General features: G+C 68.8%; 26 protein-coding genes and 7 pseudogenes. 11 read left to right on the forward strand and 22 right to left on the reverse strand.

Annotation, left to right across the window (positions count from 1 at the left end; all coding sequences use genetic code 11):
* The 4 genes and pseudogenes from ABZ396_RS38240 to ABZ396_RS38255 all read right to left on the reverse strand — a co-directional run.
* Nucleotides 1-281: pseudogene (locus tag ABZ396_RS38240) on the reverse strand (hypothetical protein); the annotation flags it as partial.
* A gap of 248 nt (nt 282-529) precedes the next feature.
* Nucleotides 530-634 (reverse strand): annotated as a pseudogene (locus tag ABZ396_RS38245) (IS5/IS1182 family transposase); the annotation flags it as partial.
* A gap of 13 nt (nt 635-647) precedes the next feature.
* On the reverse strand, nt 648-908 hold the full coding sequence (locus ABZ396_RS38250) for a hypothetical protein (RefSeq protein ID WP_358923692.1): 261 nt from the start codon (nt 906-908) through the stop codon (nt 648-650).
* A gap of 159 nt (nt 909-1,067) precedes the next feature.
* On the reverse strand, nt 1,068-3,527 hold the full coding sequence (locus tag ABZ396_RS38255) for a glutaminyl-peptide cyclotransferase (protein WP_358923694.1): 2,460 nt from the start codon (nt 3,525-3,527) through the stop codon (nt 1,068-1,070).
* 494 nt (nt 3,528-4,021) lie between these two features.
* Between ABZ396_RS38255 and ABZ396_RS38260 the strand changes: the two genes are divergently transcribed.
* Nucleotides 4,022-4,462, forward strand: a complete 441-nt coding sequence (locus tag ABZ396_RS38260; RefSeq protein ID WP_358923696.1) for a VOC family protein — start codon at nt 4,022-4,024, stop codon at nt 4,460-4,462.
* A 393-nt stretch (nt 4,463-4,855) separates the two neighbouring features.
* Here the strand turns inward: ABZ396_RS38260 and ABZ396_RS38265 are convergent, their stop codons facing one another.
* A complete protein-coding gene (locus tag ABZ396_RS38265; protein WP_358923697.1) occupies nt 4,856-5,008 on the reverse strand; it encodes a hypothetical protein in 153 nt (50 codons plus the stop codon).
* Between the two features lie 32 nt (nt 5,009-5,040).
* A pseudogene (locus ABZ396_RS38270) lies at nt 5,041-5,256 on the reverse strand (transposase); the annotation flags it as partial.
* A 215-nt stretch (nt 5,257-5,471) separates the two neighbouring features.
* On the opposite strand from ABZ396_RS38270, the pseudogene ABZ396_RS38275 reads away from it, so the two are divergent.
* Nucleotides 5,472-5,564 (forward strand): annotated as a pseudogene (locus tag ABZ396_RS38275) (kinase); the annotation flags it as partial.
* Between the two features lie 88 nt (nt 5,565-5,652).
* On the opposite strand, the gene ABZ396_RS38280 reads toward ABZ396_RS38275, so the two are convergent.
* Both ABZ396_RS38280 and ABZ396_RS38285 read right to left on the reverse strand, forming a co-directional pair.
* Nucleotides 5,653-6,933: an MFS transporter gene (locus ABZ396_RS38280; RefSeq protein ID WP_358923699.1), complete on the reverse strand. Its 1,281-nt coding sequence runs from the start codon at nt 6,931-6,933 to the stop codon at nt 5,653-5,655.
* Nucleotides 6,934-7,588: 655 nt separating this feature from the next.
* Entirely contained in the window at nt 7,589-7,786 is a 198-nt protein-coding gene (locus ABZ396_RS38285; protein WP_358923701.1) for a hypothetical protein, read from the reverse strand.
* A 487-nt stretch (nt 7,787-8,273) separates the two neighbouring features.
* Here ABZ396_RS38285 and ABZ396_RS38290 point away from each other — a divergent pair.
* From ABZ396_RS38290 to ABZ396_RS38300, 3 genes and pseudogenes are all read left to right on the forward strand, one after another.
* Nucleotides 8,274-8,384: pseudogene (locus ABZ396_RS38290) on the forward strand (RNA polymerase subunit sigma-70); the annotation flags it as partial.
* A 197-nt stretch (nt 8,385-8,581) separates the two neighbouring features.
* A pseudogene (locus ABZ396_RS38295) lies at nt 8,582-8,788 on the forward strand (transposase family protein); the annotation flags it as partial.
* 178 nt (nt 8,789-8,966) lie between these two features.
* Nucleotides 8,967-9,341 (forward strand): transposase, encoded by a 375-nt coding sequence (locus ABZ396_RS38300; protein WP_358923703.1) that lies wholly within the window; start codon nt 8,967-8,969, stop codon nt 9,339-9,341.
* On the opposite strand, the gene ABZ396_RS38305 is transcribed toward ABZ396_RS38300, so the two are convergent.
* The 11 genes and pseudogenes from ABZ396_RS38305 to ABZ396_RS38355 form a co-directional block, all read right to left on the reverse strand.
* Complete coding sequence (locus ABZ396_RS38305) at nt 9,325-9,936, reverse strand: dihydrofolate reductase family protein (RefSeq protein ID WP_358923704.1); 612 nt, start codon at nt 9,934-9,936, stop codon at nt 9,325-9,327. The genes ABZ396_RS38300 and ABZ396_RS38305 overlap by 17 nt on opposite strands.
* Before the next feature lie 73 nt (nt 9,937-10,009).
* Nucleotides 10,010-10,912, reverse strand: a complete 903-nt coding sequence (locus ABZ396_RS38310; RefSeq protein ID WP_358923706.1) for a helix-turn-helix transcriptional regulator — start codon at nt 10,910-10,912, stop codon at nt 10,010-10,012.
* A 58-nt stretch (nt 10,913-10,970) separates the two neighbouring features.
* Nucleotides 10,971-11,462, reverse strand: a complete 492-nt coding sequence (locus ABZ396_RS38315) for a MaoC family dehydratase (protein ID WP_358923708.1) — start codon at nt 11,460-11,462, stop codon at nt 10,971-10,973.
* Between the two features lie 97 nt (nt 11,463-11,559).
* Nucleotides 11,560-11,700 carry a hypothetical protein gene (locus tag ABZ396_RS38320; protein ID WP_358923710.1) on the reverse strand — a complete coding sequence of 47 codons (141 nt, stop codon included), beginning with the start codon at nt 11,698-11,700 and terminating at the stop codon, nt 11,560-11,562.
* Nucleotides 11,701-11,714: 14 nt separating this feature from the next.
* Nucleotides 11,715-12,468, reverse strand: a pseudogene (locus tag ABZ396_RS38325) (RHS repeat domain-containing protein); the annotation flags it as partial.
* A 4-nt stretch (nt 12,469-12,472) separates the two neighbouring features.
* The gene (locus tag ABZ396_RS38330) at nt 12,473-13,081 is read right to left on the reverse strand and encodes a helix-turn-helix domain-containing protein (RefSeq protein WP_358923711.1); all 609 of its coding nucleotides are present in this window, start codon (nt 13,079-13,081) and stop codon (nt 12,473-12,475) included.
* 520 nt (nt 13,082-13,601) lie between these two features.
* Nucleotides 13,602-13,946, reverse strand: coding sequence for a DoxX family protein (locus tag ABZ396_RS38335; RefSeq protein ID WP_358923713.1), 345 nt, complete (start codon nt 13,944-13,946; stop codon nt 13,602-13,604).
* 30 nt (nt 13,947-13,976) lie between these two features.
* On the reverse strand, nt 13,977-14,615 hold the full coding sequence (locus ABZ396_RS38340) for an NAD(P)H-dependent oxidoreductase (RefSeq protein WP_358923715.1): 639 nt from the start codon (nt 14,613-14,615) through the stop codon (nt 13,977-13,979).
* A gap of 305 nt (nt 14,616-14,920) precedes the next feature.
* On the reverse strand, nt 14,921-15,913 hold the full coding sequence (locus ABZ396_RS38345) for a hypothetical protein (RefSeq protein ID WP_358923717.1): 993 nt from the start codon (nt 15,911-15,913) through the stop codon (nt 14,921-14,923).
* A 108-nt stretch (nt 15,914-16,021) separates the two neighbouring features.
* Nucleotides 16,022-17,002, reverse strand: a complete 981-nt coding sequence (locus ABZ396_RS38350; protein WP_358923718.1) for an alpha/beta hydrolase — start codon at nt 17,000-17,002, stop codon at nt 16,022-16,024.
* Between the two features lie 632 nt (nt 17,003-17,634).
* Nucleotides 17,635-17,982, reverse strand: a complete 348-nt coding sequence (locus ABZ396_RS38355) for a hypothetical protein (RefSeq protein ID WP_358923720.1) — start codon at nt 17,980-17,982, stop codon at nt 17,635-17,637.
* Between the two features lie 899 nt (nt 17,983-18,881).
* Between ABZ396_RS38355 and ABZ396_RS38360 the strand changes: the two genes are divergently transcribed.
* From ABZ396_RS38360 to ABZ396_RS38375, 4 genes are all read left to right on the forward strand, one after another.
* Nucleotides 18,882-19,190: a helix-turn-helix domain-containing protein gene (locus tag ABZ396_RS38360; protein ID WP_358923721.1), complete on the forward strand. Its 309-nt coding sequence runs from the start codon at nt 18,882-18,884 to the stop codon at nt 19,188-19,190.
* A complete protein-coding gene (locus ABZ396_RS38365; RefSeq protein ID WP_359186910.1) occupies nt 19,190-20,815 on the forward strand; it encodes a helix-turn-helix transcriptional regulator in 1,626 nt (541 codons plus the stop codon). Before ABZ396_RS38360 ends, ABZ396_RS38365 begins: the two co-directional genes overlap by 1 nt.
* Nucleotide 20,816: 1 nt before the next feature.
* A complete protein-coding gene (locus ABZ396_RS38370; protein ID WP_358923725.1) occupies nt 20,817-21,389 on the forward strand; it encodes a transcriptional regulator in 573 nt (190 codons plus the stop codon).
* 186 nt (nt 21,390-21,575) lie between these two features.
* Nucleotides 21,576-22,322 (forward strand): phage Gp37/Gp68 family protein, encoded by a 747-nt coding sequence (locus ABZ396_RS38375; protein ID WP_358923727.1) that lies wholly within the window; start codon nt 21,576-21,578, stop codon nt 22,320-22,322.
* Between the two features lie 36 nt (nt 22,323-22,358).
* On the opposite strand, the gene ABZ396_RS38380 is transcribed toward ABZ396_RS38375, so the two are convergent.
* From ABZ396_RS38380 to ABZ396_RS38390, 3 genes are read right to left on the reverse strand one after another with little or no spacing between them, the layout of a single operon-like run.
* On the reverse strand, nt 22,359-22,718 hold the full coding sequence (locus tag ABZ396_RS38380) for a hypothetical protein (protein ID WP_358923729.1): 360 nt from the start codon (nt 22,716-22,718) through the stop codon (nt 22,359-22,361).
* Nucleotides 22,637-23,437 carry a three-Cys-motif partner protein TcmP gene (gene tcmP, locus ABZ396_RS38385; protein ID WP_358923784.1) on the reverse strand — a complete coding sequence of 267 codons (801 nt, stop codon included), beginning with the start codon at nt 23,435-23,437 and terminating at the stop codon, nt 22,637-22,639. Before tcmP ends, ABZ396_RS38380 begins: the two co-directional genes overlap by 82 nt.
* Nucleotides 23,379-24,002, reverse strand: a complete 624-nt coding sequence (locus tag ABZ396_RS38390; protein WP_358923731.1) for a recombinase family protein — start codon at nt 24,000-24,002, stop codon at nt 23,379-23,381. Before ABZ396_RS38390 ends, tcmP begins: the two co-directional genes overlap by 59 nt.
* Before the next feature lie 221 nt (nt 24,003-24,223).
* On the opposite strand from ABZ396_RS38390, the gene sigJ reads away from it, so the two are divergent.
* Together sigJ and ABZ396_RS38400 are read left to right on the forward strand one after the other, a co-directional pair.
* Complete coding sequence (gene sigJ / locus ABZ396_RS38395; RefSeq protein WP_358923733.1) at nt 24,224-25,114, forward strand: RNA polymerase sigma factor SigJ; 891 nt, start codon at nt 24,224-24,226, stop codon at nt 25,112-25,114.
* A 197-nt stretch (nt 25,115-25,311) separates the two neighbouring features.
* Nucleotides 25,312-26,232, forward strand: coding sequence for an NADP-dependent oxidoreductase (locus ABZ396_RS38400; RefSeq protein WP_358923735.1), 921 nt, complete (start codon nt 25,312-25,314; stop codon nt 26,230-26,232).
* The last annotated feature ends 10 nt before the right edge of the window (nt 26,233-26,242 follow it).

Genomic DNA, 26,242 nt, shown 5'->3' on the forward strand with positions numbered 1-26,242 from the left:
CAGATCCAGTCCAGCGGCTCGCACACGTCGCCGCGGCGGCGGGCGTCCTCGAGGAAGAGGAGAGCGGTCTCGGTCACGGTCAGCGTGTGGCCCACCTTCAGCCGCACGGCGGTCGGATCGGACACCGTCCTGGAGGGCCGGCGCCCGCGCAGCTCGGGCCACTCGCAGACGAGTTGCACACCGTACCCGGTGGAGAACCACACCCGCGCCCGCCCGGCCTGCGGCAGGGTGATGCGGTCGACCAGCCCCTCAGCACGCAGCCGGGCTCCGCAGGTCGCCATGCTGGGCCTGCCGTGGTCGGGAGGCCGACATCCCCTCTACGCCCCCCGAGTCCACGCCCCACAGAAGGAAGAACAAGGAAGGGGCGCCCTTCGCGTCGGCCAAGGACTGCAGCCGGGTAAGGACTCGGTGCCAGATGCCGTCCCGCTGCCATCGGCGGAACAGGTCGTAGATACGGCCCCACGGTCCGTACTCGAGGGGGTACGTCCCGCCACGGCACACCGGTCCGGACCCGGAACCGTATGCCGTCGATCAGCTGCCGCCGAGGCCAGACGGGCGGCCGCCCCGGCTTCGCCCCCTTCGGCAACGGCTCCAGCACCGCCCACTGCTCGTCCGTGAGATCTCTCCGCCCCACGAACCATGATCATTCATGGTTCAAGATCCACTTTCGAAACACTGCCTAGGTCAAGGGCACGGTCGCGATCGAGGTGGCTGCCGAGGGCCGCGGCAAGAGTGAGGGCGCGGTCGTGGTCGGGGTCGGGATTGGGGTTTCCGTCGGGGTGGCGGTCGCCGATGCGGATGTGGATGGTTTCGCTGAAGTCGGGGGCGGGAGTGAGGTCGAGGTCAGGGGCGGGCGAGGTTGCGGTCGGGTTCGGGGTCGCCGCGGAGGACGCGGAAGGCCTGGTCAAGGTGGGGGTCTCCCCGGCGTGAACGCTGGGGCATCCTCGCCGGAATCAGGTGAAAGCACCGGCGTGCCTCTTGCACGGGTCAGCTCCCGCGGTCCACGGCGACGGGTCGTTCCCGTCAGGCCCGTGGGCCCGGTGGGAACGACCCGTCGGTCGTAGCGATCAGTCGCCCTTACCGTCTTCGGGGTCTGCGCTGTTGGGCACGACGTCGTGCTTGGGGGCGGGCATGTTGCTGCCGGCACCCTTGACGCTCTCCCAGATGGCCTTGTTGAGTTCCTGCTCCGGAGCCAGGTCTGCGCCGGAGAAGTTCATCTTCGCTGACTGGGCGGCCATCGGAGCGGTCGCCGCGTTTTGCTCGTCCAGGGACTGGGTGGGAGTGATCGCGGTGTAGGGCGTGTGGTTGGGCTTCTCAGTGAAGCTCGCCGTCATGGGGGTGGCGGCGGCGTCGAACTGGGTCAGCGGGCCGATGCCGTCGAGCAGTTCCATGGTGCGCATCATCGACACCGTGCTGTACATCGTGGAGTCGACCTTGCCCGTCTGGGTGTACGGGCTGACGACCAGTGAGGTGGTCCGGTGTGCGTCCACGTGGTCGGGGCCGTTCTGCGCGTCGTCCTCGGTGATGAAGATCGCGGTGTCTTTCCAGTACTTGCTGTGCGACACCGCGTCCACGATGCGTCCGACGGCCAGGTCGTTGTCGGCAACCATGGCCTTCGGCGTCGGCTGGCCAGGCGTCGTACCGGCCGTGTGGTCATTGCCCAGCCGGAGGAACTCCATTGTGGGCAGGCCGCCCTTGGCCAGGTACTGGTTGAACTCCTTGGTCCACTCGTCGACTCGCGCGTTGTCCCTGATACCGGCGTTCTGCGCGGCGAAGTCGGGGTCGGTGTGCGTGGCGAGCCTCGGCTCGGTGGTGAACACCTTGGCCGGGAGCGGGCCGCCGGCCCACATGCCGTAGTTCCGGTACGAGACACCGGCGTCGTCGAGTCGGTCCCAGATCCGCGAGTCACCGGTGATCTTGCCGGGGTCGGTGGCGGGGTTGGTGTAGACGTCGTCGCCTCGGCCGCGGCCGCCGTAGGCCACGGGCCACAAGTGCTCGTTGTAGCTGTTGGATTCCGATCCCGTCGCCCATTCCCAGCCGTCGGAGGACACCGCGCCGTCGGTGTAGAAGTTGTCCAGGGTGACGAACTTCCGTGCGAGCTCGCGTTGATTCGGCGCAGACTCGTCGCCGAACAGGTTCAGCTTCGGGTCGCCGTTGCCCTTGCCGAGGGAGCCGAAGACCTGGTCGTAGGTCCGGTTCTCCTTGACGATGTAGATGACGTGCTTGATGGGAGACGAGTCACCGGGCCGCGCCGGGACGATGTGGCTGTGGTCGGAGTTGCGACTGTCCGCGTCGAACCGGTCGTTGCTGCGGACCTGTGTGGTGTAGTGCTCCAGCCTGTCGGGGTCCGGGACCGGAATGTCCGACAGCGTGCCCATGATCATCGAGCCGACGTACTGGGCGTAGTCCAGGCCGGTCCTGGTCGGCTGGGGGCCGTTCGGGTTCGGTCCGGCACCCAGGCCCTTGGCGTTGGTGACCAGCAGTCGCGAACCGTTGTGGGTCAGGGTGACGGTCGTCGGGTACCAGCCGGTGGGGATCAGGCCGGTCACCTTGTCCCGCCGGTCCGCCTTGGCGGCCAGGTCGACCACCGCGACATCGTTGTTTCCGGCGTTGGCCACGTACAGGGTGTGGCCGTCCGGGGAGATGTCCAGTCCCTGTGGACTCGTACCGACAGGAGCGCCGTGGTAGGGCGTGAGGTCGATCGTGCGGGTCAGCGAGTCGTCGGCCGAGTCGATCCCGACGATCTTGTCGGCGTCGGTGACCGAGACGTACATTTCGCCGGTGGCCGGATTGCGGATGATCGACGTCGGGTGGCTGCCGACCTTCAGGGTGTTGCGGACCTTCAGGGTCGCGGTGTCCACGGCGGAGACGGTGTTGGAGCCCCAGTTGGACACATAGGCGGTGCGACCTTCACCGGACAGCGCTACCGTGAACGGATTGGGGCCGGTGGCTACCGTGCCCAGCACCTTACCCGTGGAGAGGTCCACAGTGGACAGCGCGCCGCTGCCGTTGTCCGCCACGTACAGGCGGTTGCCGTCCGGCGTGACGGCCACACCTGAGGGGAACGATCCCTTGGGTAGCGTGATCGGGGCGTTCTCGGTGAGCTGCCCGTCGTTGAGGGTGTAGACGCGCACCTTGTCGTTGCCGCCTGCCGCGGCGTAGAGCTTGCTGCCGTCCGGGCTCCACGCCAGCCCGATGAACAGCGCTTGCGGGGCGGTGTAGTCGATGTGCTGGACGACCTTGCCGGTGGTCGCGTCCAGCAACGACAGGCTCTGGGTGTGAGTGCCGTCGTTGCTGACAGCAAGGTACTTGCCATCCGGGCTGAGGGCGGACCCGAACGGCTTTTCACCCAGCTTTTCCTGGTGACCGGCCGGGGTGATCTTCCAGCCGTACGTGGCCAGTGCGGTGCCGTCGGGCTGCGGACCCGCATGAGGCGGAAGCATTGCCGCGAAGGCCACGCCTGAGGCGGCGGCCAGCCCGGCTGTGGTGACTGCGAGCAGCCGCCAACGTGGCAGAAGCCTGCGCATGCACACTCCTTGGAAGGGTGTCGGAGCAACCATCAGGAGCGGAGTCTTCACAGCGAAAGCAAAGTCTGTGTAGGTGGCAGGCGAATGGAGTGCGTCGTTTGATGGCCAACGGCGACTTTCGCGTGACAAGGAGTCAGTACGCTACGGTCTTGCCGGGATTGGATGTCTGTCCGATCGGAACCGCTACGGGATTCGCAAGGGTGAACCGCTCCCGGTCTGGTGGAGCCTCTGGACTGTCCCGAGTTGGGTGCCTCCATCGATCCGGAGTGGGCGAGGCGGTAAGAGCCGGTGCCGGTCTCGATGATCGTGCCGTTGAAGTGTCTTCGCCCTGCACGATCACCTGGGCCGCCATCACCGTCATGACCAGGCGCCGCGCGCGGAAGGGGGTTCTTTCGGAGTTCGGCGGTCTGCGGATGTCGAGAACGTGCCCCCGGCTCCGTCCCAGGGGCATCAGCGGCCGCCACCGGCCGCGCGAGGAAGAAGGAGAATCCAGCATGGCGATTCAGCGGATGGACAATGTCGGCATCGTCGTCGAGGACATGGATGCTGCTGTTGCGTTCTTCGTGGAACTCGGTATGGAGCTGGAGGGCAGGGCGGAGGTCGAGGGCCTCGTCGCTGACCAGTGCACCGGACTCGACGGCGTCCGCTGTGACATCGCGATGGTCCGGACCCCGGACGGTCACAGCCGGCTCGAGCTGGCGAAGTACCGCAGCCCCGCGGTGATCAGCGCCGGGCCGCGCAATCGGCCGCACAACATTCTGGGCACGCACCGCGTCATGTTCGCCGTCGACGACATCGAGGACACCGTTGCCCGCCTGCGTTCTCACGGCGCCGAACTCGTCGGTGAGATCGCCCGGTTCGAGGACAGCTATCTGCTCTGCTACCTCCGCGGCCCGGAGGGCATCATCGTCGGACTGGCCGAGCAACTGCGCTGAAGGGGTCCGGCGTCTCGTCGCCCCCGCTGGGGCAGGTTGCCGCCCCGACCGTGGCCGGTGCCGGATGGCACCAGCCACGGTCCGTTGTGCTCAGCCGATGCCGGTGACCTGAAGTGCCGTGGTCGGGTCTGTGTAGCGAACGGTGGAACTCTGGCGTGTTCAGTGATATCGGTGAGCCACAGCCGGTTCGGGCCGTTCGCGGTGAAGTCACGGCGGACGAGGTCGTCGTGCACCGGCGGGCCGGCCTTCTTGACGCTGCCGCGCTTCTTGCCGAACATGCTCCAACAGTTGTTGTCCCGGCAGATCCGCCATGCGGTCCGGTCGGCCATGCCGGATCCCGCGCTGCGGGCTTCGTCGGCCAAGAATCGGTAGCCGAACTCCGGATCCTCGCGGTTAGCGTCGAACAACGCGTTCGCGCGTGTTGGCCTGCTCGAACTCGGCATCGGTCACCGGCCGCTCCAGCCAGCGGTAGTAGGGCTGCCGGGCGAGCTTCAGGACCCTGCACGTGACCGTGACGGTCATTCCGCCCGTGGCCGGCTCTTTCACGAGTGGGTAGATCCTCTTCCCGGCAGATGCGCCTATGACAGGTACGCCGCGGCCCGGCGCAGGACCTCGTTCTCCTGCTCCAGCAGCTTGATCCGCCGACGTGCTTCCCCTAGTACCGCGTTGTCCTGGCTGGTCGTTCCGGGCTTTGTCCCGTCGTCGATGTCCGCACGGCGCATCCACTTCCACAGCGTCATCGCGTGCACGCCGAAGTCGGCGGCCACCTGCTCGACCGTCACGCCCGGGCCGCGGTTCCTCGCGACCCGTACGACGTCCTCGCGGAACTACCCAGAATCGCAAAGCCGACCTGGGGTACTCCGGAGCCACGATGCCGCTCGCCGGGGCAGCGAAGCGTCCTCGCGGGCAGGCGAGTTCGTCCCTTGAAACGCGTCGATTCGTACCATTCATGCCGAAGTCGGCAAGTTGCGGGGCTTGAAATCTGCTCATGACTATTTAGACGGGCACAGTGGACTCGACCGTCACTGAAGAGACCCGGCTGGTCGTGCTGCGTGGCAGCAACGCCTCGGGCAAGTCGTCCGTCGCGGTCGGCCTCCGTGAACACGGAGCTGCTGTAGCTGGGACTGGCTCCAGCCGGCTGTTTTGCCGGGATCCTGGACTAGCCGCCATATGAGGGCTGGGAGGCCGGATCAGGCCTCGTGGCGGGCCGGGGCTGTGGTGGTGCGGAGTATCGGGTCGTTGCGCAATACCAGGAAGGTGACGAGCAGGGTGAGCGCCTGCACCAGGGCGCACGCCCCCATGAGGCTGCCCAGGTACGGCGGCGGGGTGAGGGCGAGCAGGAAGCCCGCGACGGGGAAGGGCAGCAGCAGGAGCAGGATGGTCAGGGAGAGGGTCGTACCGAAGGCCGCGGGCGGGATGACCTGCGAGCGGAGGGTGCGCAGGACGACGGTGAGCCCTCCGTCGGCGGCCATGAAGAGGGCCACGAGGGCCACATAGCCGGTGTAGGACGGGGCCTGGGGCACGGCGAGGCAGGCGGCGGCCGCGACGGTTGCGCTGATGACGCCGACCCCCCACAGGCCGAGCCGGTCAAGGCCGGCACGGCAGCAGGCGACCGCGATCAAGGTGGCGGCAGCGGCGATCGACCAGAGCGCGCCGGCGGCGGCCGCGGACCGGCCGAAACGGTCCTCCACGAGGACGGGGCTGGCCGATTGCAGCAGTCCGAGCATGAGGTTGGAGCAGGCCAGTCCGGCCACGAGCCGTCGCAGGGACGGCAGGGAGCGCAGGGTCTGCCATCCTTCCCGCAGGCCACCGCCCGGCGCCGGTCCGCCGTGGCGCGCGGCGCGCAGGGGTGTGGGCGGGGTCTGCAGGGCGAGTCCGGCGGACAGGAAGGACAGCACGCTCAAGCACGCCAGCATGCGCGTCGGGCCGGTGAGCAGGAGGGCACCGCCCAGGGCCGGACCGATGAGGGTGGCCGTCTGGTCGATGCCGATCAGCACCGACTGCACCTTGTGGGCCTGCCTGTCGGTGCGACGGCTGACGATGGCCCCGACCGCCTCGTGGGCGATGAAGCTGAACTGTGTCAGAGCCCCGGTCACAGCGGCCAGTGCCATGACGGTGACGGTCTCGGCCGTACCCGGCGGCAGTACGACCAGCACGGCAGCGGCGCCCGCCACCAGCAGGGCGCGGGCGAGCGAGGCGATGAAGCACACGATCGCCGCGCCGCTGCGATCCACCAGGGCGCCGGCGAAGCCGAACGCGGCCACCCGGGGTATCCACTCCAGTGCGAAGGCCAGGCCTGTCAGGGACGCGGAGCCGGTGGTGGCCAGCACGACCAGCGGCATGGCATAGGTCGACATGGAGTAGGCGAGGGCGTCGCAGGCGCGCGGTGCGTAGATCCGCCGGAACAGGCTGCCTGTGGGGATGGCAGCGTGCCGGCCGGCCGGTTGGACCTCATGCAAGGAGACGGTCACGTGAGGGGCTTTCACTTGGCGTGGCACGGACGGACGGCCGGGGCGTTGTCCGCCGCTCACGCCGAGGAGAACGTCACAGTCGTCCAAACCGTGGGCATGGCATAACGGTGCACGTGAACTCCGCTCGAAACACTGCGAGGTGAACAGGGGTCGGACCCGCCACGAACGGGCCTGCCCCTGCATGGGGGGTCTGCGGTGCCGTCCGCGTACCTCCCCGGACGGCAGGCGGCGTGACCCGCCCGGGGCCACTGTGTTCAGCGCGTTCCAGGTCCTGCGTGCCACGGGTGCCGGCCCAACCTTACAAGATCACCGATCTTGTGAGCCGGGATCGTGCTGCTCCACATGTGGATCGCATGGAAGCAGGGGCTCGATGCGCAGGGCCGGCCCCACCGGAATGTCCCGCTTCAGGCCAGCGGCCCGCCGGCCTCACGGCCACTGTGGTCGGGGTCTGGCCGGGGTTACGGGGGGTGTGGCCGCGTCCAGCAGCGCTGCGCCCCCGACGACCCCACTCCATGCCGCGGACTGCACGCCCCGCGAAGTGACCCAGGGTGCTGCGGCAGGAGCGGTCCGACGTCCCTTCCGCCAGCTGCGCGGCAAAGACCACGATGGGTCCCGGATCAGGTGATCCGGGACCCATCGGTACTGGACGCTGCTGTCAGTGAGCGGCAGTGTGGACGGCCGTGCCCGCCGCAACGCCCTCGGGGGTGGCGATGGCCAGGAGGCCGGAGGAGACGGCCGCGATCGGCGTCTCGACGTAGAGACCGCCGAACCCGCTGACCGCGAGGCCGCCGGAGACGTTGTCCAAGTCAGCGTCGGAGATCTCGGCTGTCGCAACCTGGGGGGCGAGGTTCATCACGCGCGGTTCCCTTCGAATGAGCACTTTTGAATGGCAGCGTTCGCTCGCTCGGCTCCCAGTACCGGAATTCGTCCTCGCGAGTTGGCGCTACGCGAATGATCAAAGCAGGCCGACCACAGGGCGGCCAGTCGTCCGAACCCCGGGCGGGACGCAGATCGACCTGCGCCTTCACCAGTGTGACCACGCAATGACCGAAGACACCGACTCCTTCACACGACCTGCCGAGCAGGTGCAGACCTGACTGTTGCCACCGGTACCCAGGGCGACCTCCCCCGCGCCGCGGGCAGCGGCTCCTGGCTCATCCCTGACGGATATTCAGGTTCGGTAGGAGCTGGCGGTGAACGGTGTGAGGGTTTATCGGATTTTCGGCATCCCAACAGGTACGCGAGAGCCCGGCCCTCTCTTTACTTGCGCTCGAAGGCGGAACCGGCCGCAACTGCTCGGCAAGAGAGGAAAACGCCCGCACTCGGTTCCCGCCGGCAGCACCCCGCTTTCCCTCCTGGCTTTCACTGTCACCGACGGCCGCATCACCGACATCACCGCCGTGGTCGACCCGGCCCAACTCGTGCTCATGGACCTGCCGGACCCGGTGTGACTCCCTACCGGCGAAGGCCGCGCATACTCCAAGTGGTCCACGCCCGATCCCGCAGAGACGTTGAACTTAGCCTCTGGGAAAACCTCACAGAACTCTTTCCAACCTGCAAAGCCAGATTGGTAGTTGGGCTGGCAGGTAGGTGGAGCCCCTGGTAGATGGGTTTTCGACCAAGAGAACCTTCTCCACAGGGGCTTCGTGTGCTTGTCTACCCGTCCGGCATCGACGTGTCCAGCTCCACCCTGCTCGCTCTCGCGCACCTGCGCTCCGGTCACACCTACGCCCAGCTCGCCGCCGGGTTCGGCGTCGGCACCACCACCGCCTTCCGGTACATCGCCGAGGCCGTCGACGTTCTGGCCGCCCTCGCGCCGAGCCTCGCCGAGGCGATGAAGACCGCCTCCACCAAGAACGGCCGCACCTGGGGCCGCAGGGGTCACACCCCGGTGGTGAGAGTCACCGCCCAAGGCACGAAACGTGTCTCCATGGCCGCGCCGGTCTGCACCAAGGCCGACCACCGGCCCCGGCTGATCTACCGCATCCACCTCGACCGGGGGCCCCGCCAAGGGCCGGCGCAAGGGCTTCACCGTGACCGACTACGCCCGCCTGCTGGACGCCGCACACCAACGGCTCGGCGGTCCCATCGTTTTGGTGTGGGACAACTTGAACACGCACGTCAGCCGCACCATGCGGCAGATCGCTGCCCGATTATGGTTGACCGTCTACCAGCTGCCGCCGTACGCTCCCGAGCTCAACCCGGTCGAGGGCGTGTGGTCGCACCTGAAGAGGTCGCTGGCCAACCTCACCAAACACCGCTTCGACCAGCTCACCGCGTTGGTGAAGACGCGGCTGAAACGGATGCAGTACCGCCCCCGCCTCATCGAGGGACTCATCGCCAAGACCGGGCTCGACCTACGACCGCCCCGCCCTCGGTCGTTAAAGATCTCTAGCGCCGTACCCTGAACCTCAGGTGCAGCACCCCGTCGCCCTGGATGATCACGTGTGGATCCTCCAGCAGATGCTGCTTGTCGATGCCGCCGAAGTAGCGTCTGCCCGACCCGAACACCACCGGGACTACGTCCATCGCCACCTCGTCCACGAGACCGGCCGCGAGGATTTGGGCGCCCGCCTCGCCGGCGTTCACAGCGACGATCCGCTCCCCGGCGAGTTCCTGGGCCTTGTCGAGCGCAGCCGTTACGCCATCGACGAAGTGGTAGGACGCCTCAGGGTGCCATCCCTCGGGCTTGGACCGGTGGGACACCACGACCACGTGATCGCCCGCGGGTGGTTTGCCCTCCCAGCCGTTCACCTCGTCGAACAGGTTGCGGCCCATCACGATCGTGCCGATCGACTCCCACATCGACCGGACGTAGTCTGCCGACGCACGCGAGACCTTGATACCGCTTCCGGCTCCGGAATGATCGTACTGTCCGTCCCCGCCTACGACGATCGGGACGTCCCCGCTGAAGTACCACTCATGAAGGGGCCCGACCTCGCCCTTCTCGTCGGCGATGAAGCCGTCCACCGACACCACACTGTGCATGATCACCGCGCCCACGGACCCTCCTCGGAGTCTCCTTGCAGGTTCGCCGCAATTCTTTCGCACCGAGGGGATCCGGGCATGTAAGAAATCAATCGGCGGGCATCGGGCCCATGTCGTGCGGACCTCCCCGCTCGGTGGGGAATCGACGCCGCAGGGCCAGGTACTCCGTCGGAGTGTGTCCGGTGAAGTCCTTGAACTCCCTGCTGAAGTGGGCATGGTCGAAGTAGCCCGCCGTTTGGGCGAGCTCCGACCAGTCGACCGGGCGCAGGGCGTCCACGGACACGATCAGTCGCGCAAAGCGGTAGATGCGCGCCACCCGCTTCGGGGTGACACCGACATGAGCCTTGAACAGGTTGGCCAGGTGATTGCCGCTCACCCCGGCGGCACCGGCCAGCGCACCGACCGACACCGTGCCGTGCGAGGTCTCCAGACGCCCGCCTGTGTGCTGGACCAGGTCGAGACCGCGCGCCGGGGCCCCGGCAAATCGCGACAGCAGCTCCTCCTCCAACACCCGCAAGGTCTCGGCGGCCGACGCGACGGCGCCGACCCGGTTTCGAATCCGCTCCACAGAGCGTTGCCAGACGGCACCCACCGGCACCCACCGGTTACGCAGCTCGGCCGCCGGCATGTCGACGAACGGCGACAGCCCCCAGGGTTTGAAGTGCACCCCGACGAGCCGCACACGCGTGGGGTACTCGAAGAGGAAGCGCCTGGTCCACACGCCCATGAACCAACCCTCGGTGAACACCGCCGGCGCCACCGAACGGTCGGAGTCCCACAGGCGGACGGGGCCGCCGAGGTGCAGGAACAAGTGTGCTGACGGCATCGGCGGGACGTTAATCAGCCGGTGGTGCGGCACCCCGGTCAGACAGTAGATGTCGTCGATGAATCGGTCGAGCGGCGGAGTGGGCACCCAGCCGACGTATTGCATGGACCCAGTGTGGCCGCCCGCGCGTTCAGTTTGCGAGGGTGGTGTCGTCGGCCCTGCCACCAAGCGTATCCTCGCCGTAACCCCAGCCGTTGCAGATCTCTAGTACAGGCACTGGCCGCTATGGCCTGCGCCGCAGCATGTTCATGATGGTCATCGTCAGCACCGTCTCGCCGTGGTGGTTGAGTACCTCCACTGCGGTGTGTACGAGGCCTCGGTCTGGCTTGGAACGGGAGACGCGGGCCCCGGTGATGGTGGCCCGGACCGACAGGGTGTCGCCCGGCCGCACCGGGCGCTGCCAGCGCACTTCGTCGACACCGGGGGACGCGAGCGATGCGACCTTGCTGAGGTAGTGGTCCGCGTACATGCGCATCATCACGGCCGTGGTGTGCCAGCCGCTCGCGATCAGTCCCTGGAACGGTCCGGCTTGCGCCGCCTCGGGGTCCGCGTGAAAGCTCTGGGTGTCGAAGCGCCGGGCGAACTCGAGGATGTCCTGCTCGGTGAGGGTGCTGCTGCCGAAGACGTGCACGGTGCCCGTCACATAGTCCTCGAAGTACCGGTCTTCGATGGGGGTGGCGAAGTTGTCGGTGGCGGCCGGGGTGGTCGTCGTCATGGGTCCCCTCTCACTCGGTTCCGCGGCTCGGTTCGGCGAGGCTATGTGCACGGTTAGGCGTACGGTAGCGGACCGCCACGTCCTCGAACGCGCTCAGTCATCCGGGATTGGCCAAGGCGCCTCGGGCCACTACGAGTTCGGGCTCGGTGCCGGCCAGGATGCGCTTGACCGGCACCTCCAGCTTCTTGCCCGACAGCGTGCTGGGACGGCCGGCACCTGGATGATGTGGTCCCGACATCGTCAAGGCCTGGGCGACACCGCACCGTTCGGCGCCGTCGCCTTGGTGACGTTGTCGTTGGCGTCGTACGCCGGTGCCCGGGTGGTGATCACGACGCCCGGTTCCTTCGGCACCGTGTTGACCAGCGGACGCCCGAACGTGTCGAACGCCTGCGTGGTCACCTTGGAGTTGGCATCGGTGACTTCGGTGACCTGACCACGCTCGTCGTAGACGAACTTCGTGTCGATGGCCTTCGCGTCGGTGATCGTGTCCGGGTAACCGGTGTCCCCGAAGCCGCTGTACGACGTCGGGTGGCTGTTGGCGTCGGTCGCCTTGGTCAGCTCGCCGTAGGCGTTGTACTCGTACGACGTCGTGTAGTCACCGGCCGTCGGGGTTGCGACGCCCTCGGGGTCGGTGACGGTCTTCAGGTTGCCGAAGGTGTCGCAGCCGAACTGCCAGGCGCGCCCCTCCGGGGAGGTCTTGCGGAACAGGTCGGCGGAGTAGCCGTCGGCGCGGGTCTGGTACTCGTATTTGGAGGGGTTGGCGGGCCACTTGGACGTGGCGGACACGCAGGCTGGCTGTCTGGTCCGGGACGCCCGCCTTGTTGTTCTCCGCGTCGCGCTGCCAGAGGGGGTAGCCCGTCTTCTGGTCGTAGCAGTACGCGGTCTTCGCGCCGTGGTCCTCCTCCAGGTACGTCACGTTGTTGTCCGCGTCCCAGCTCATCTTCATCTTCTGGGACTTGGCGTTGGTCGTCTGGACCGGTCGGCCGAAGTCGTCGGTCACGTACCGATCCTCAGGCCCGGCAGACGCCCTGGACCAGGACCTGCCAGCTGTCGGCCAGCCGCTCGAAGTAGTGGGTGGCATCCGCCCGCTCCGGCACAGCCAGGTACAGAAGGATCGGGCCTTCGAGGGCCGCGGTGAGCTGGACGGCGAGGCTGTCGGAGTCCCGGCTGCCGGGACCGGCCTGGCGCAGGAGCATGCGGATGTGCGCGGGCGAGAATCCGGCCTCCCCGGCGGGGACCGGCTGGGCGCGATCGAGTGCGGCGCGGGCGATCGCATGGTGGTCCAGCAGGAAGGCGATGCGGGCGCGCCCGTAGGCGATCAGCCGCTCGGCCGGGTCCGCGCCCGGCCCCAACGGCGGCGGGCCGCCCAGCACCTGGTCTTGGAAGGCGTGCTCGTCCTCGTCCAACAGGGCATGGAAGATGCCCGCTCGCGTACGGAAGCGGCGGAACACGGTGCCCTTGCCCAGGCCGGCCCGCTCGGCGAGGCCGTCCATTGTCACACTCCCCGCACCGACCTCGGCGATCATCTCCCGCGCCGTGTTCAGCAGGTGCAGGCGGTTGCGCGCGGCATCCGCCCGCTCTGCGCGCGGATGGCCGAGCGGCACGACGGCGTGATCCATGGAGCGTTACTCTACGCCACTATCATATATGCGGGGTAAAGTCCGATTGATGCTGTTGTCAGAGAGAGTGCAGTTACAGCACTGCCTCGACGGCACCGTGCGGGCGCGCTGTGACGACCTGCCGTGGCGCCTGGCCCGCTTGGCACCACTGGACCAGAGGGCGGTCGCCCTCGTCGGTCCCTTCTGCTGTTCGCCGCAGCGTGAGGGTGCAGGTGCGCTTCACCGGTTTCTCCCGATCGGACCGGCGGACACGGCACTGACGGGGCGTGAAGCCGAGAAAGGCGCTGCACCGTGACCTGCCGCCCGGCCCATTCCGGCACGGGTGCCCGACGCCAACCTCAACGGCAGACCCAGAAGCGAAGTCGGTCAGCAGCGCGTGCCCGTCGTCGCGTGCCAAGCCGTAGCTCGCGGTGCGCCAGAACGCAGGCCGGGTCCCAGGTGACGACCGCCAGAAACCGGTGCCGGTTACCCCCTTGGCAACGGCTCACCCGCGGCAAGGAGGTCCGGCCCTCTGCTGCTATCAGGCCGTCACCAGGCGCAACACGAGTGCGGCGATGGCGAGAAAAAGCGGAAGCATCGCGTTGGTGGCGCGGTCTTTGACCCGCACGTGGGATGCAACCGCGCCGACGAAGTAGAGAACGAGACCGATGGCGGCCGCAATACCGATCGGCCACCAGAACAGGCCGACGATCAATCCGGCGGCACCGGCAAGTTCAGCCGTGGCGAGGAGCCAGAGCTTGTCGAGAGGAAAGCCCACCGTCTCCATGACCTTGGTCTGGAGCGGGTCCTTGCGCAGCTTCCCGATGCCCGAGAGCACCGCGAGTGCGGCGAGCAAGGCGGAGACTATGGCGGTGGCGATGAACATGGGGACTCCGGCCAGTGATCAAGGGATGAGTTACGCGGCGGACAGGGTGCGACCTGCCTGCCTGGCTGCCGACTGCGCTTCAATGTGCAGCTGGGCGGCCAGATCCATAAGGCCCTCCATGCCCGGCGTGACGGCGGCCAGGGTGAGTTCCCGCTCGATGACCCTGAGGTCGGCTTCGAACCACTCGCCCAGGACCCGGCGGAGGTAGGGAGTGCAGTAGTCCCAGCCCTCGCGCGGGGTACCGGGTCCGTACCCTCCGCCGCGGACGGTGGCGAGCACGGTGGGCTTGTTCTTGAGCAGGCCGGACATGGCGGCCGGTCCGGCTCCGGCGACAACGAGGTCCAGCCACGTCTTGAAGTTCTGGGGGATACCGAAGTTGTAGAGCGGGACGGCGAGCAGGACGGCGTCCGCAGTGGTCACCTCCGCCGCGAGCCTGGCCGCGAGGTCGATCGCGGCAAGCTGGTCGGGGCTCCGCTCGGCTTCGGGGGTGTAGGAAGCGAGGGCCGCAAGCTGCCAGGCGTCGGCCGGCAGCGGGTCAGTGCCCAGGTGGCGGCGGACGATCGGCTCGCCGGGGTGGGCTGCGGACCATTCGGCTTCGACCAGGTCGGCCAGCTCGCTGCTGGTCGAGGCGTTGGGCACGATGCTGGTGTCCAGGCGGAACAGAGTCATGGGGTTTCTCCAGGTCATAGGGGTGCTGCGAGACGTTCGTAGGGATTGCTTCAGGTGAAGCTGACGCCCCGAGCATAACCGGACTATACCCCGCTTAATGTTCCGGCGGGAAGGACAGACACCTCGGATCAACCCCTCGTGCCGGCTACATGGCCACACGCCGCGCCGCCGTCGCGCGCAACTGAGGCCCTCGAGGGCCCCGCAACTTTGCAGCCGTACTCGCCAAGGTGGGGACTCAGCTCGGCGTGCCGTGCTTCGGCCGCAGTGGTAAGTCGGCTTGCTCGCACGGTAGTTGGCTTGCTGCGTCAGCCGTCGCCGGCCGCGGCCTCGTCCTCGCAGTGGGCGATGCGCCACAGCGTCACGGAGGCGACGGCGCGCTGGCGGCCGCCCGGCTTGGTGATGACGTAGCCGAGACGGTGTGCGAGCCAGGTGAGGCGCTCCTGGAGCGTCGAGTGGTGCACGTGCAGGCCGTTCGCCGCCTGCCTCAGGCTGGCCTGGTCGATGACCGCCTGGATGGTGTCGATCGCCCAGGGCCGCGTGGTGAGCAGGTCGTCCAGGCGGCGTACGTCCGGGACCGCCGCGGCCTCCTGCGGCGTGACACGCTCTACGAAGACCGCGAGGGCTCCGAGGTCGTCGTACGCCACGAGGGACACACCCGGTCCGTCCAGACGATCGGTCAGCCGGAGCGCGAGGCGGGCTCGCTCCATGGCTGCGGGCAGCTGCTCAGGCCCACTCGCCATGGCTGTGCCCGCTCTCAGGGCCGGCGGCAACTCAGGCGTCCCGGCGAGCAGCGAGACGCTGTGCCGGCCGATCAGCGTGGCGTGCGACGACGGGAGCCCTGGCAGGGCGCTGACGACGACGGTCACCGGGCCGGTGAGTCCCAGCCTGGTGACGGCGTCGCGGCGGTCGGCCTCTGAGGCGTCGGGGTCGCAGGCGATCCGGACCATGGCGTCGGAGGAATGAGGCGCGGCCTCGGCCAGGGCCTGGATCGCGCGCGCCGAGCGTTCGAGCAGCAGAGCGTCAAGCGGACGGACGCCGCCGCCGCGCTCCAGCCACACCGAAGAGCCGGGCCTGCCCGGCACCGCCGCGTGCGCCCAGGAGTCCTTCTCGACATCGGGCAGCGAGCGCCCGGCGGCGTCGTACCTGCGGGTGAACCCCCGTGCCGCGTCGTGCGCGCCGGCCGGGCACCCGGCCAGCGCCGCAGTCGCCCGTACCACGGCCGCGACCGAGGCCCGCTCCTCGACCAGGGAGTCGAAGTGATCGATGACGCGCAGCGCACCCGCAGCCGTGTCGTCCACGACTTTCAGCTTTCCAATGAGCTCTTGCACGTCGCCTCCCAAAGCCCATTGTCCCGCCGCGCAGGTCAGGTCGGACAGGCACCGCAGGCCGACCGTCCTGGCGTGCCCTCAGACCTCGACGGTTCGCCGGATGAACTCCTCGCGGGCGCTGACGGAGGCCCTCGACACCGCGGCATGGGCGACCAGCGCGTCGAAGCCGTGGCAAGCGCCGCCCCACATGTGCAGGTCCACGCTCACCCCCGCATCCGACAGCCGTCCCGCGTACGTGAGGATCTCGTCGCGGAACACCTCGACCGAGCCGGTGTCGATGTAGGTGCGCGGCAGACCGCTGAGGTCCTCGGCGCGGGCGGGAGCCGCGTACGGTGACACGTCCGGACCGCCACGGCGCTCACCGAGCAGGGCGGTCCAGCCGTAGTGGTTGCTGTTGCGGTCCCACATGCCTTCGCCGTCCAGCATCTGGCTGCTGTGTGTCTGGAAGCGGTCATCGAGCATCGGGCAGACCAGCACCTGATGACTCAGTTCGGGGAAGGCGCGATCGCGGGCGATCAGTGCGGTGCCGGCCGCGAGACCGCCGCCGGCGCTCACGCCGATGATGATCAGCCGCATCGGGTCGATGCCGAGCTCAGCCGCGTGCTTCGCGGTCCACACCAGACCGGCATAGCAGTCCTCGACCGGCGCCGGATCGGGGTGCTCCGGGGCCAGACGGTATTCGACGGACACCACGACGGCGCTACCCTCGGCGACGTACGGCAGCAGCCCGGCGACGCTCAGGTAGCGGTCTCCCATGATCATTCCGCCACCGTGGACGTGGTAGAGGGCTGCCTTGGGGCCGTGGTCCTCGACCGGCCTGAGAATGAGGAGGGTGATCTCCGGGGCGCCCTCGGGCCCCGGGATCTGCCGTTCCTCCACTTTCACCCTGCCGCCCGCCGTCAGATCCGTCGGCGCCATGTCGCTGGACAGCTCCGCCGTCATCTGCCGGACCTTCGCCAGGGCTTCGTCCGACAGCGGGGGCTGGGCCTCGCGCGCCGCGGCGATGACGGGAGCGAGTTCCGGGTCGAACGGCGGTCTGCGCGTCGTGCTGCCGTGCATCGTGATCTCCCTGAACGAGCTGCGATTGGATGCCCTCCACTGTGAGCCCCGACGGATTGGCGGGGTAACCAGCAGGTGGCGGGAACCCTGGCGCCGGCAAGCCATATGGCGGGTGACCGGCGTCGCCTCATCCGCCGACAGACCGGTCGCTGCGGCCACACGCTCAACTGCCCGGTCGCTGACCCCGAACACGCCTTTGTCCATGTACGGGGCCTCAACGGCAGCCCCGATGCGCACTGCCGGACGGACGCCTGCAGAAAGTGCACTGCTCATCACTTTGGCAGCGGCGGCCACGAACAGGCCTTGCTGGCCGCCGAAGACGCCATCGGCGTCGTCGTGCCCCGGCGGCCGCCCGCCGTTCGTATCCCTGACTCGTTCTTCTGGCCACACAGATTCTGAGATCACGTGGAGGGGCGGCTCCCGGCACAGTGAGCGGAGTGCCGAGGCCACCCGAGCCTTGCGGTCCTGTCAACGCAAGGCACTACGAGGCTAGGGCCCGGCAGCTGGCTCTGATGGAGGCACCTGGTCGTGAACGCGATAGGGGCAGCACCCTGCTTACCGAAGGACGGCAGGCGCGCGGCCGAGTGACTCGCTGAACTCATCAGCCGCGCAGCCGGGTGCGGCATCGTCGTTCAGCGGGTTTCCGTGGGCGGCCGCGAGCTCGGATCCCAGCCAGTGCGGCCCACCCGCTCGCCCAGCCGGCGGCGGAACGGGTCGTCGGCGCCCCGCGCCCGAGGCTGCATCCCGCCGCTTGCCCGCCAGGCCAGTTCGGCCATCGCTGGCTCCAGCAGCGCCTGCGCCACGGCCGTCACCTCCGGGAAGACCGCAGCGTCCCGGCCTACGGTCCGCCACCACTCAAGCTGTGACCCCACGCTGCCGCCCGCCAGCTGGTGCAGACGGCGCGGCCAGATCTCCTCCTGCTCCCGGTACAGGGCCTGCTCCCACCAGCGGGCCACCACCGCGTGCGCCAGTGCGAACACCCTCTCCGGCTCGGCTCGGCTCCGGCCCGCACCGCCCGCCGCGCCACCCCGGTCCACCGCTGCTGCGCAGCGGTCACCTCCGGCAGCTGCCGCACGTCCAGATGCTCGAGGGGCTGGTCGGCGTCCGCGTCCAGGAGCCACCGCCCGTGCCGGACGCACACCCGGGACCAGAGCGGCGCGTACTGCACCACCCGTACGACCGTCCCCGTACGCCGGGCGGTGCACAGGCGGCAGCCGAATGCCACCGGCCCGGCGACCGCGCCGCCGATGCGCCACTGCCGCCGGCACTCCGTCCTTTTCGGCGGTCAGCTTGGCGTCTTGCTGTTCCCAGGACGGCAAGGCCCGCGCCAGCACGTCTTCCCTGACGCCGCACAGGCCTGCCAGCAGCTGCCGTCCGGCTGCGTTCAGCAGCACCTCGGCGTCGGCCCGGGCACCCCCGCCACCGTGCCCGGGCTGGTAGTTGCGCCAGTGCCAGCAGGAGCGCAACACCTTCGCTTCCATCCCGTAGCGGCTCGCGAGGCGGCAAATCAGCGACGAGGTCGTTTCTCCCTGTAGGGGAGCGGTCCGCAGCACGCCGGGGTGATGGGTCATCCCACCACGGTCTCGTGTCCGCCGTCCTGGGCGGGCGCTTTCGCAACGGATACCGAGCGGATCAAGCAAAGCGGCGGTCGCGGTGGCGGCCTGTTCTCGCGGCGCCCCGGCGGGCTCTTCCCGGCTCCGCGACCGACCGGCTTTCCTGTCCCTCCTGCTGCCCCTGTGAGCGGCTATGACGAGCGGCCGCCCGAGGGCTGGTCATGCCGAAGCTTTGCGCGATTACTCGGCACCGGGTTGAGTCAACCCCGTGATCAATAATGCGTTAAGCGAATAGAAGATGAGAGATAACTGGTAAGATTGGCTCTATGAGTATGGGTCTCGAGGAGCGGATGAGATCGTCGGTGGCGGCGCTCCTGTATGCGACCGGCGAATCGCAGTCCGCGCTGGGGGCTGTCCTGGGGGTGAGTCAGGCTCAGGTGAGCCGTCGTCAGCGTGGCGCTGCGGCCTGGACGTTGGCGGACTGCGAGGCGGTCGCCGCGCACTACGGCATCGACGTCCTGGACCTCCTGGCGGGCCCCACCCGAGCCACCGAGGCGCTGCCCGCCGCACGCCGCCGCGCCTCCGGCCACCAGGCCGGCACCCGGCGTCCTGCGGCTGCCGGGGGAGGGGTGTGATGACGGACTTCGGCGCGATCGACGCACTCCTTGCCGGGGCTGGAAAGGAGGTCCCGCTGCCGCCCGCCGGGGAGCGGCGCATTCTGCGTGAGGAGCTGAACCTCTCGCGTACCCAGCTTGCTCAGGCGCTGGGGGTGAGCCCCTCCACGGTCGGGGGCTGGGAGTCCGGGCGGGACCCGAGCGGCGAGACGAGATCGAAGTACGCCTACTTCCTCGAGGGAGCCAAGGCCAAACTGGCCGCCGAGACGGCCGGGCAAGCCCCTGCCGACGAACCCGAGGACGAGGGTGTCGCGGATGCAGGGCGGACGGCGGGCCAGGACGCCGGCGACGGCGATCAGGACGAACTGGTCGTACCGCAGCCGTGCGTGCTGTGCGGGCAGCCGGCCCGCCATCAGGTCGCCGGATTCCCGCAGCATCTGGACCCCGCGGAGTGCACCGCCGTACCACTGGCCCCGCAGCCGCAGCCGCAGCCGCAGCCGCAGCCGCAGCCGCAGCCGCAGCCGCAGCCGCAGCCGCAGCCGCAGCCGCAGCCCGCGCCGACGGCCGTTCCGGCTGAGGCAGCGGATGGTCGTGGCCGCGCCGGCAGGGCGCGGCAGGCCCCGCAGGGGCGGCAGGGGGTGAAGGTCGTTGCGGCCGGGCGCCGGGTACGGCCCGCCGACGACCCGGACCCGCTCGCCGGGCAGATCACCTCGGCGGTCGCGGCCGCGCTCGCCGAACACGGCGGAGACGTCGCCGACGCCACGGCGGCCCTGGTGAAGCGGGCGATCCCGGACGCGATGGCCCTGCTGGACCAGTCCCGCAAGGGCGGCCGCTACGACGTGGTTGCCCACCCGTGGCTGCCCGACGTACTGCGCAAGCAGACCGCGAAGGGCGCCGACCAGGTCTGGGAGGCCCGCCCGAAGTGGACCCGGCCCGAACTCCCGGCCGGCGAGCACGAAGTGACCGCGCTGGACATCAACGGGGCATACTTGAGCGCGCTGAAGACGCATCTGCCGCTCGGTCAGCTGGAGCACTCCACCGGCGGCGAGCACGACCGGCGCCGCGCCGGCATCCACCTGATCACCCCGCCCGACTGGGACCACGACCAAGTGCTGCCCAACCCGATCGGCAGCCGGGACGAACCCGGCCCGCTGTGGGTGACGGAGCCGACCCTGCGCCTGCTCCTGCGGATCTCCGGCCCGAAGTACCGGCTGTGCGACCCTCCGGTGATTCACGAGTCCTGGACGTCGGGGGCCACGGAGGGCCTGCTGGAGAAGTTCCGGATCACACTGAAAGGCGCCCGGGACACGGCGATCGCCGACGGCGACGAGGTGACGCTGGAGTACGTCAAGGCCATGTACTCCAAACTGGTCTCGACCATGGGCGAGTCCAACTACAACCGCGAGCTCTACCGCAGCGACTGGATGCACCTGATCCGCTCGCAGGCCTTCGCCAACCTGTGGTGGAAGGCCCACCGCGCCTACGACGAAGGCCTCATGGTGGTCCGCGCCATGGGCACCGACGAACTGCACGTCATCGGCGACTGGCGCGCCATCTTCCCCGAAGGGCGCGGCGTGACCGACGTGAAGGTCAAGGACGTCTACACCGTCACCAGCGCCGACCCCACCGCACCGGAAGAGGCCTGACATGCCCGAGCGGAACATCGACTTCGGCAAGTACGGCGCCCGCGGCATCAAGGGCCACCAGGCCGTCGCCCGCCAGCTCGACGCCCTCGCCGGCTACATCACCACCCCGATCACCACCCGGCGAGGCCTGCTCGCCCGCCTGCACTACCTCACCCGCAGCGACCACGCCCGCGCCGCCGCCCGCAAGGCGGGCCTCACCGCGACAGACCGCACCATCCGGGCCTGGCTCGCCGGCACCCGCCAGCCCTCCCGCCAGAACCTGGAACGGATCGAGCAGGCCTACCGCACCGTCCGGCGCGAGAACGTCGCCCGCTACCTCCTCGCCCGCCTCAACCGCGAGGGCCGCGGCACCCGCGTGGAGTTCCACCCGCTCAACCAGTCACAGGTCTCCCGACCGCGCCAGCGGCCCGTGGAGTTCCGGACGCTGAACGTACGGCGGTGGGACCGGATCGTCGCCGCGTGGGTGGCCGGCGACGAGCAGGAGCTGGACGACGCCTGGATCGACCAGGTCGCCGACCTCGGCTCCCAGTGGGGCCAGTACGAATACGTCACCAACATCGGATTCGCCGCGTGACGACGCCTTTACAGCGGGCAGAACACCTCACAGGATGGGTACACCCGTTCGAAGAAAGGGGTGGCGGGAGCCGCGTGGAAGCCGAGTGGTTGGATGCCGGTACCGGTCGTGAGCCGTCTCGTTGGGCACGACAAGCCCCAGCGGCACGGGTGGACAGGCTCGGTTCGAGGAGATGGAGGGCCGGCCGTGGGTGATCGCAGTTCGATTGAGTGGACTGAGGCGACGTGGAACCCGACCACGGGATGTGACCGCGTTTCCGAAGGCTGCGATAACTGTTACGCGTTGACGCTGGCGAAGCGCTTGAAGGCGATGGGCTCGCCGAAGTACCAGGCCGACGGCGACCCGCGGACGTCCGGGCCCGGTTTCGGGCTGACGGTGCACCCAGACGCGCTGACGGTGCCGTACGGATGGAAGAGCCCGCGCACCGTGTTCCTGAACTCGATGAGCGACCTGTTTCATGCCAGGGTGCCGCTCGACTATGTACGCCGCGTCTTCGACGTGATCGCGGACACTCCGCAGCACACCTACCAGGTCCTGACCAAACGGGCGCGGCGCCTGCGGCAGGTAGCCGACCGCCTGGAGTGGCCGGCGAACCTGTGGATGGGCGTCTCGGTGGAGAGCGCGAAGGAACTGCCGCGCGTGGACGACCTGCGGCAGGTGCCGGCGGCGGTGAAATTCTTGTCGTGTGAGCCGCTGCTGGGTCCCTTGGACGGCTTGGAACTGACAGCGATCGACTGGGTCATCGCGGGAGGCGAATCGGGGCCGGGGCATCGGCCGCTGGATGAAGCATGGGTGACCCAGATCCGTGATACCTGCCAGCAGGCGCAGGTGGCGTTCTTCTTCAAGCAGTGGGGCGGCCGCACGCCGAAGACAGGCGGCCGCGAACTGGACGGCCGTACCTGGGACCAGATGCCGCTGCCGGTGGCCGTGTGAGCAGGTCCGGGCAGAGCGCTGCCCGGACCCGGCTCGTCATGCGGCGGCACTCCTGGGATGGACCGTGATCTCCCGGGTCCTCTTCACGCCCGCACCGTCGCTCGGCGTCTTGCCCTGCTCGTGCAGGCGCTGTACCGCTTTGCGCACTGCCGGCTCGGTCACCTGCCCATAGAAGTCCCCGAAGATCTCCAGCGTGTGGTCCACGAGCTTGACCGGCCGTCGGCTGCGCAGCAGAAGGTTCTCCAGGTTGTCCGCGATCTTGGGAATCGCCCCGAGTGCGACCTCCTTCGGGTCCGGACGCATGGGCCACAGCGCTAGCTTCCCCTCGCTCTCCTCGCGCGCGTCCAGCGTCTTCCACCACTCGTCGCGGGCCCGGGCGACCGAGTCGCCGAACACCCACAGGCCGTACTGACTGCGGGTGGCGAAGACCAGCCGGTAGACAGCGCGTTTGTGCGCATCGTGGGAGACCGGTACCGACTGCACGAACATGCCGGTGCGCTGGGCAAGCAGACGGGAGTACTCGGCTGCCACGGCCTCGATGGCGTCCTCAGCGGCACCCTCTTTCGCGGTGGGGCAGCGGCTTCGGCGAAGTACTTACGCCACCAGGTGCCGCCACACACATCGTCGAAGCGCTGCAGCGACCTCTCGTTGCCGTTCGGGGAGCGGACGTGACCACCCAGGCGCCACACGGCCATCATGCTGAAGTTCATCAGCAACTCGGTCGGTGGCTTCTTCTCCGGCCGCTGCCGGGCCAGCACATCCACGAGCCGACGCTGAGGCAGAACCAGCCCGCACGGGTCCAGGAAGAGGAACAGCGGCGCGCGCGCAGCCCGCTGAACCACGCTGTCGAGAACTGCGTCGACTTCACCGCGGCGGGCATGCGCCAGCACCCTGCTGGCCCGGTAGTGCTCGACGACCTTGTTCAACCGCTCGAACGACTTCTGCTGTGCCTCCGTAAAGAAGCACTCCACGGTGATCCCGTGCCGGGCGCGGAAGTGGGAGGCGACCCGCAGGGCAATCTCCGCCGAAGCGGGCTCGCCGTTCTCGTAGCGGCCCTCACCTGCGTACCCGTCCAGATAGACCACGCGCTTGTCTTGCGACTGAGACCCTGTCATGCCGCCGAACTGAGGCAAATAGCGCTTCAGTAGCTCGTGCTTGAACACGCTCGGCAGAGCCTTGTCTTTCCAGTACTCCCCACCCGTGGTCGGTGACGCCCGCGCCGCCAATGGTCTTGCCGCGCTTGCGGGCGGACTCGTGGCCTTCGAGGGTACGGTCGCGGATGTACTCGCGCTCCATACCGGACATCGCGGCGAGCACCGTGAACACGATCCCGGAAGGGTCGTGTGAGCCCTTCAGCTCGCCGGTGAGAAACTCCAGGCCGACGTCGCTGGCCTTCAGTTCTTCGGCGAGCATGGCCAGCTCGATGCCGCGGCCGAGCCGCTTGTGCTCGTGGACGACGAGGGTCACGGCGACGCCGGAGGAGCGGATCTCCCCGGCGAGTTTCACGGCGGCCTCCAGCTCGGGGCGCCGGGTGGCGCGGGTGGAGATCTTCTCCGAGAAGACGCGCGTCACCCCGGTCTCGGCGAGGGAGTCGAGCTGCGCGTCGAGGGACTGCCGGGCGGTCGAGGCGCGGGCATAGCCGAGGCGGACGTGCCCGACCGGCTCGGTGCCAGCGCTCACGGGCCGGGGCAGCTCGGTCCAGATCGACCCCGGTTTGCGTACGGCAGGGGTCGGCACACTGAAGGTGGACTGTCGGACGATCACGTGTTTCACAGGTGACCACCTATGAAACACCGCCCTACGTCATCGGTCCGAGCGTGCGGGCTGGCGGAGCTGTCTGCGAAGATCCCGAGTTCGGATGGCTACGCTGGATCCGCAAGCTGGAGGAGGTTGCGATCTGTATGGGTGACGGGCACGGGCCCGGACGGTCTGAGCAGGAGGACTCGCTCGGAGCCGGATGGGAGAGGCACCGGCCCGCGGTTTTCGGTGTGGCCTACCGGCTGCTGGGGAGTGTGGCCGATGCCGAGGACGTGACCCAGGATGTGTGGCTGCGGGCGGCCGGAGCGGATCTGCAGGGCATCGGTGATTTGCGGGCCTGGCTGGTGACGGTGGCCGCGCGGCGGTCGTACGACATTCTCAAGAGTGCCCGGGTCCGTCGGGAGACCTATGTCGGGCCATGGCTGCCTGAGCCGCTGCTGACGGGGCCGGACGCGTCGCAGCCGGTACTCGTCGATGAGTCCGTCGGTTCGGCGATGCTGCTGATCATGGAGGAGCTGTCCCCGCCGGAGCGGGTGGCTTTCGTCCTGCACGATGTCTTCGGTCTTGAGTTCGGCCAGATCGCCGAAGTGCTGGACGTCTCCGTGCCGGGTGCCCGGCAGCTGGCCTCTCGGGCGCGACGGCGGGTGGCCAAGACGAAGCAGTCCATGCCGCAGGCGTCGAAGGCGGAACGCGAACGCGTCCTCGCGGTTTTCCGCTCCGCATACGAGGCCGGGGACCTGGCCGGCTTGGTCAGGCTCCTACACCCGGACGCCGTCTACGTCACCGACGGCGGCGGCAAGGTCTCCGCGGCACGCAAGCTCATCCGCGGCGGCGAGCGCGTCGCCGAGGTCATGGTGCGTGTGGGGCGCCAGTGGCACCCGGACCGCATCGACTTCGCCGAGGTCGGCGGCGAGCTCGCCCTGGTGTTCTACCGCGAAGGCCGGGTCTACTCCGTCGACACGGTCCAGATCACAGACGGTCTGATCACCGCGTACCGCAGGGTCATCAATCCCGACAAACTCCTGCGCGTCTGAGCTGTCACACCCGGAGGGGCTACCTCGTCTCCCTGATGAGAACGCAAAACGGGCGACGAAGGAATGCGCGAGCAGGTGAAATCGATCATGCGGAACGGCATACATCCACCTGCTGCATCTTCCCGATGACGAGCCGCTATGAGCCCTGTGTGTGAACGGGCTGCGCGCTCGAGTCGCCCCTCCCAGTAAGGACCTGTATGCAAGCCATCACTGTTCGAGACCGTGACGCCGGTCTTGCCGGGCTGTCCCTGACGGACATGCCCTACCCCCATGCGGCCGAGAACGACGTCATCGTGCGGGTGCACGCGGCGGGCTTCACCCCTGGCGAGCTGGACTGGCCGGGCACGTGGGCCGATCGCGCAGGCCGTGACCGGACGCCAAGCGTGCCCGGGCACGAGTTGTCGGGTGTCGTCGTAGAGCTGGGGTACGGCACCACCGGCCTGAGTGTCGGCCAGCGGGTGTTCGGCCTGGCTGACTGGACCCGCAACGGCTCGCTCGCCGAGTACGCCGCGGTGGAAGCTCGCAACCTCGCGCCGCTGCCGGCGGACATCGACCACACCCTGGCCGCCGCACTGCCGATCTCCGGGCTGACCGCCTGGCAGGGCCTGTTCGACCACGGCCGCCTTACCACCGGCCAGACCGTCCTGATCCACGGTGCCGCGGGCGGCGTCGGCTCGATCGCGGTACAGCTCGCCCGCGAGGCCGGCGCCCGCGTCATCGGCACCGGCCGGGCTTCCGACCGGGACAGGGCACTCGCCCTGGGCGTCGACACCTTCCTGGACCTGCAGACCGAGAAGCTGGAGGACGCCGGCGAGGCCGACGTCGTGTTCGACGTGATCGGCGGCGACATCCTCGACCGCTCGGCCACCCTGGTCCGGGCCGGTGGCGCGCTCGTCACCATCGCCATGCCGCCCAAGGTCCAGCCCAAGGACGGGCGGGCCGTCTTCTTCGTGGTCGAACCCGACCGTGCCCGGCTCATCGACCTCGCTACGCGGCTGAGGGACGGACGGCTCAAGCCGATCGTCGGCGCCGTGCGGCCACTCGCCGAAGCACCCGCCGCATTCGCCCCCGCCCCGCGCACCCCCGGTAAGACGATCATCCGCATCACCGAAGACTGAACAGGAGACC

The organism is Streptomyces sp. NPDC005866 (genome assembly GCF_040629895.1).
GTDB lineage: Bacteria > Actinomycetota > Actinomycetes > Streptomycetales > Streptomycetaceae > Streptomyces.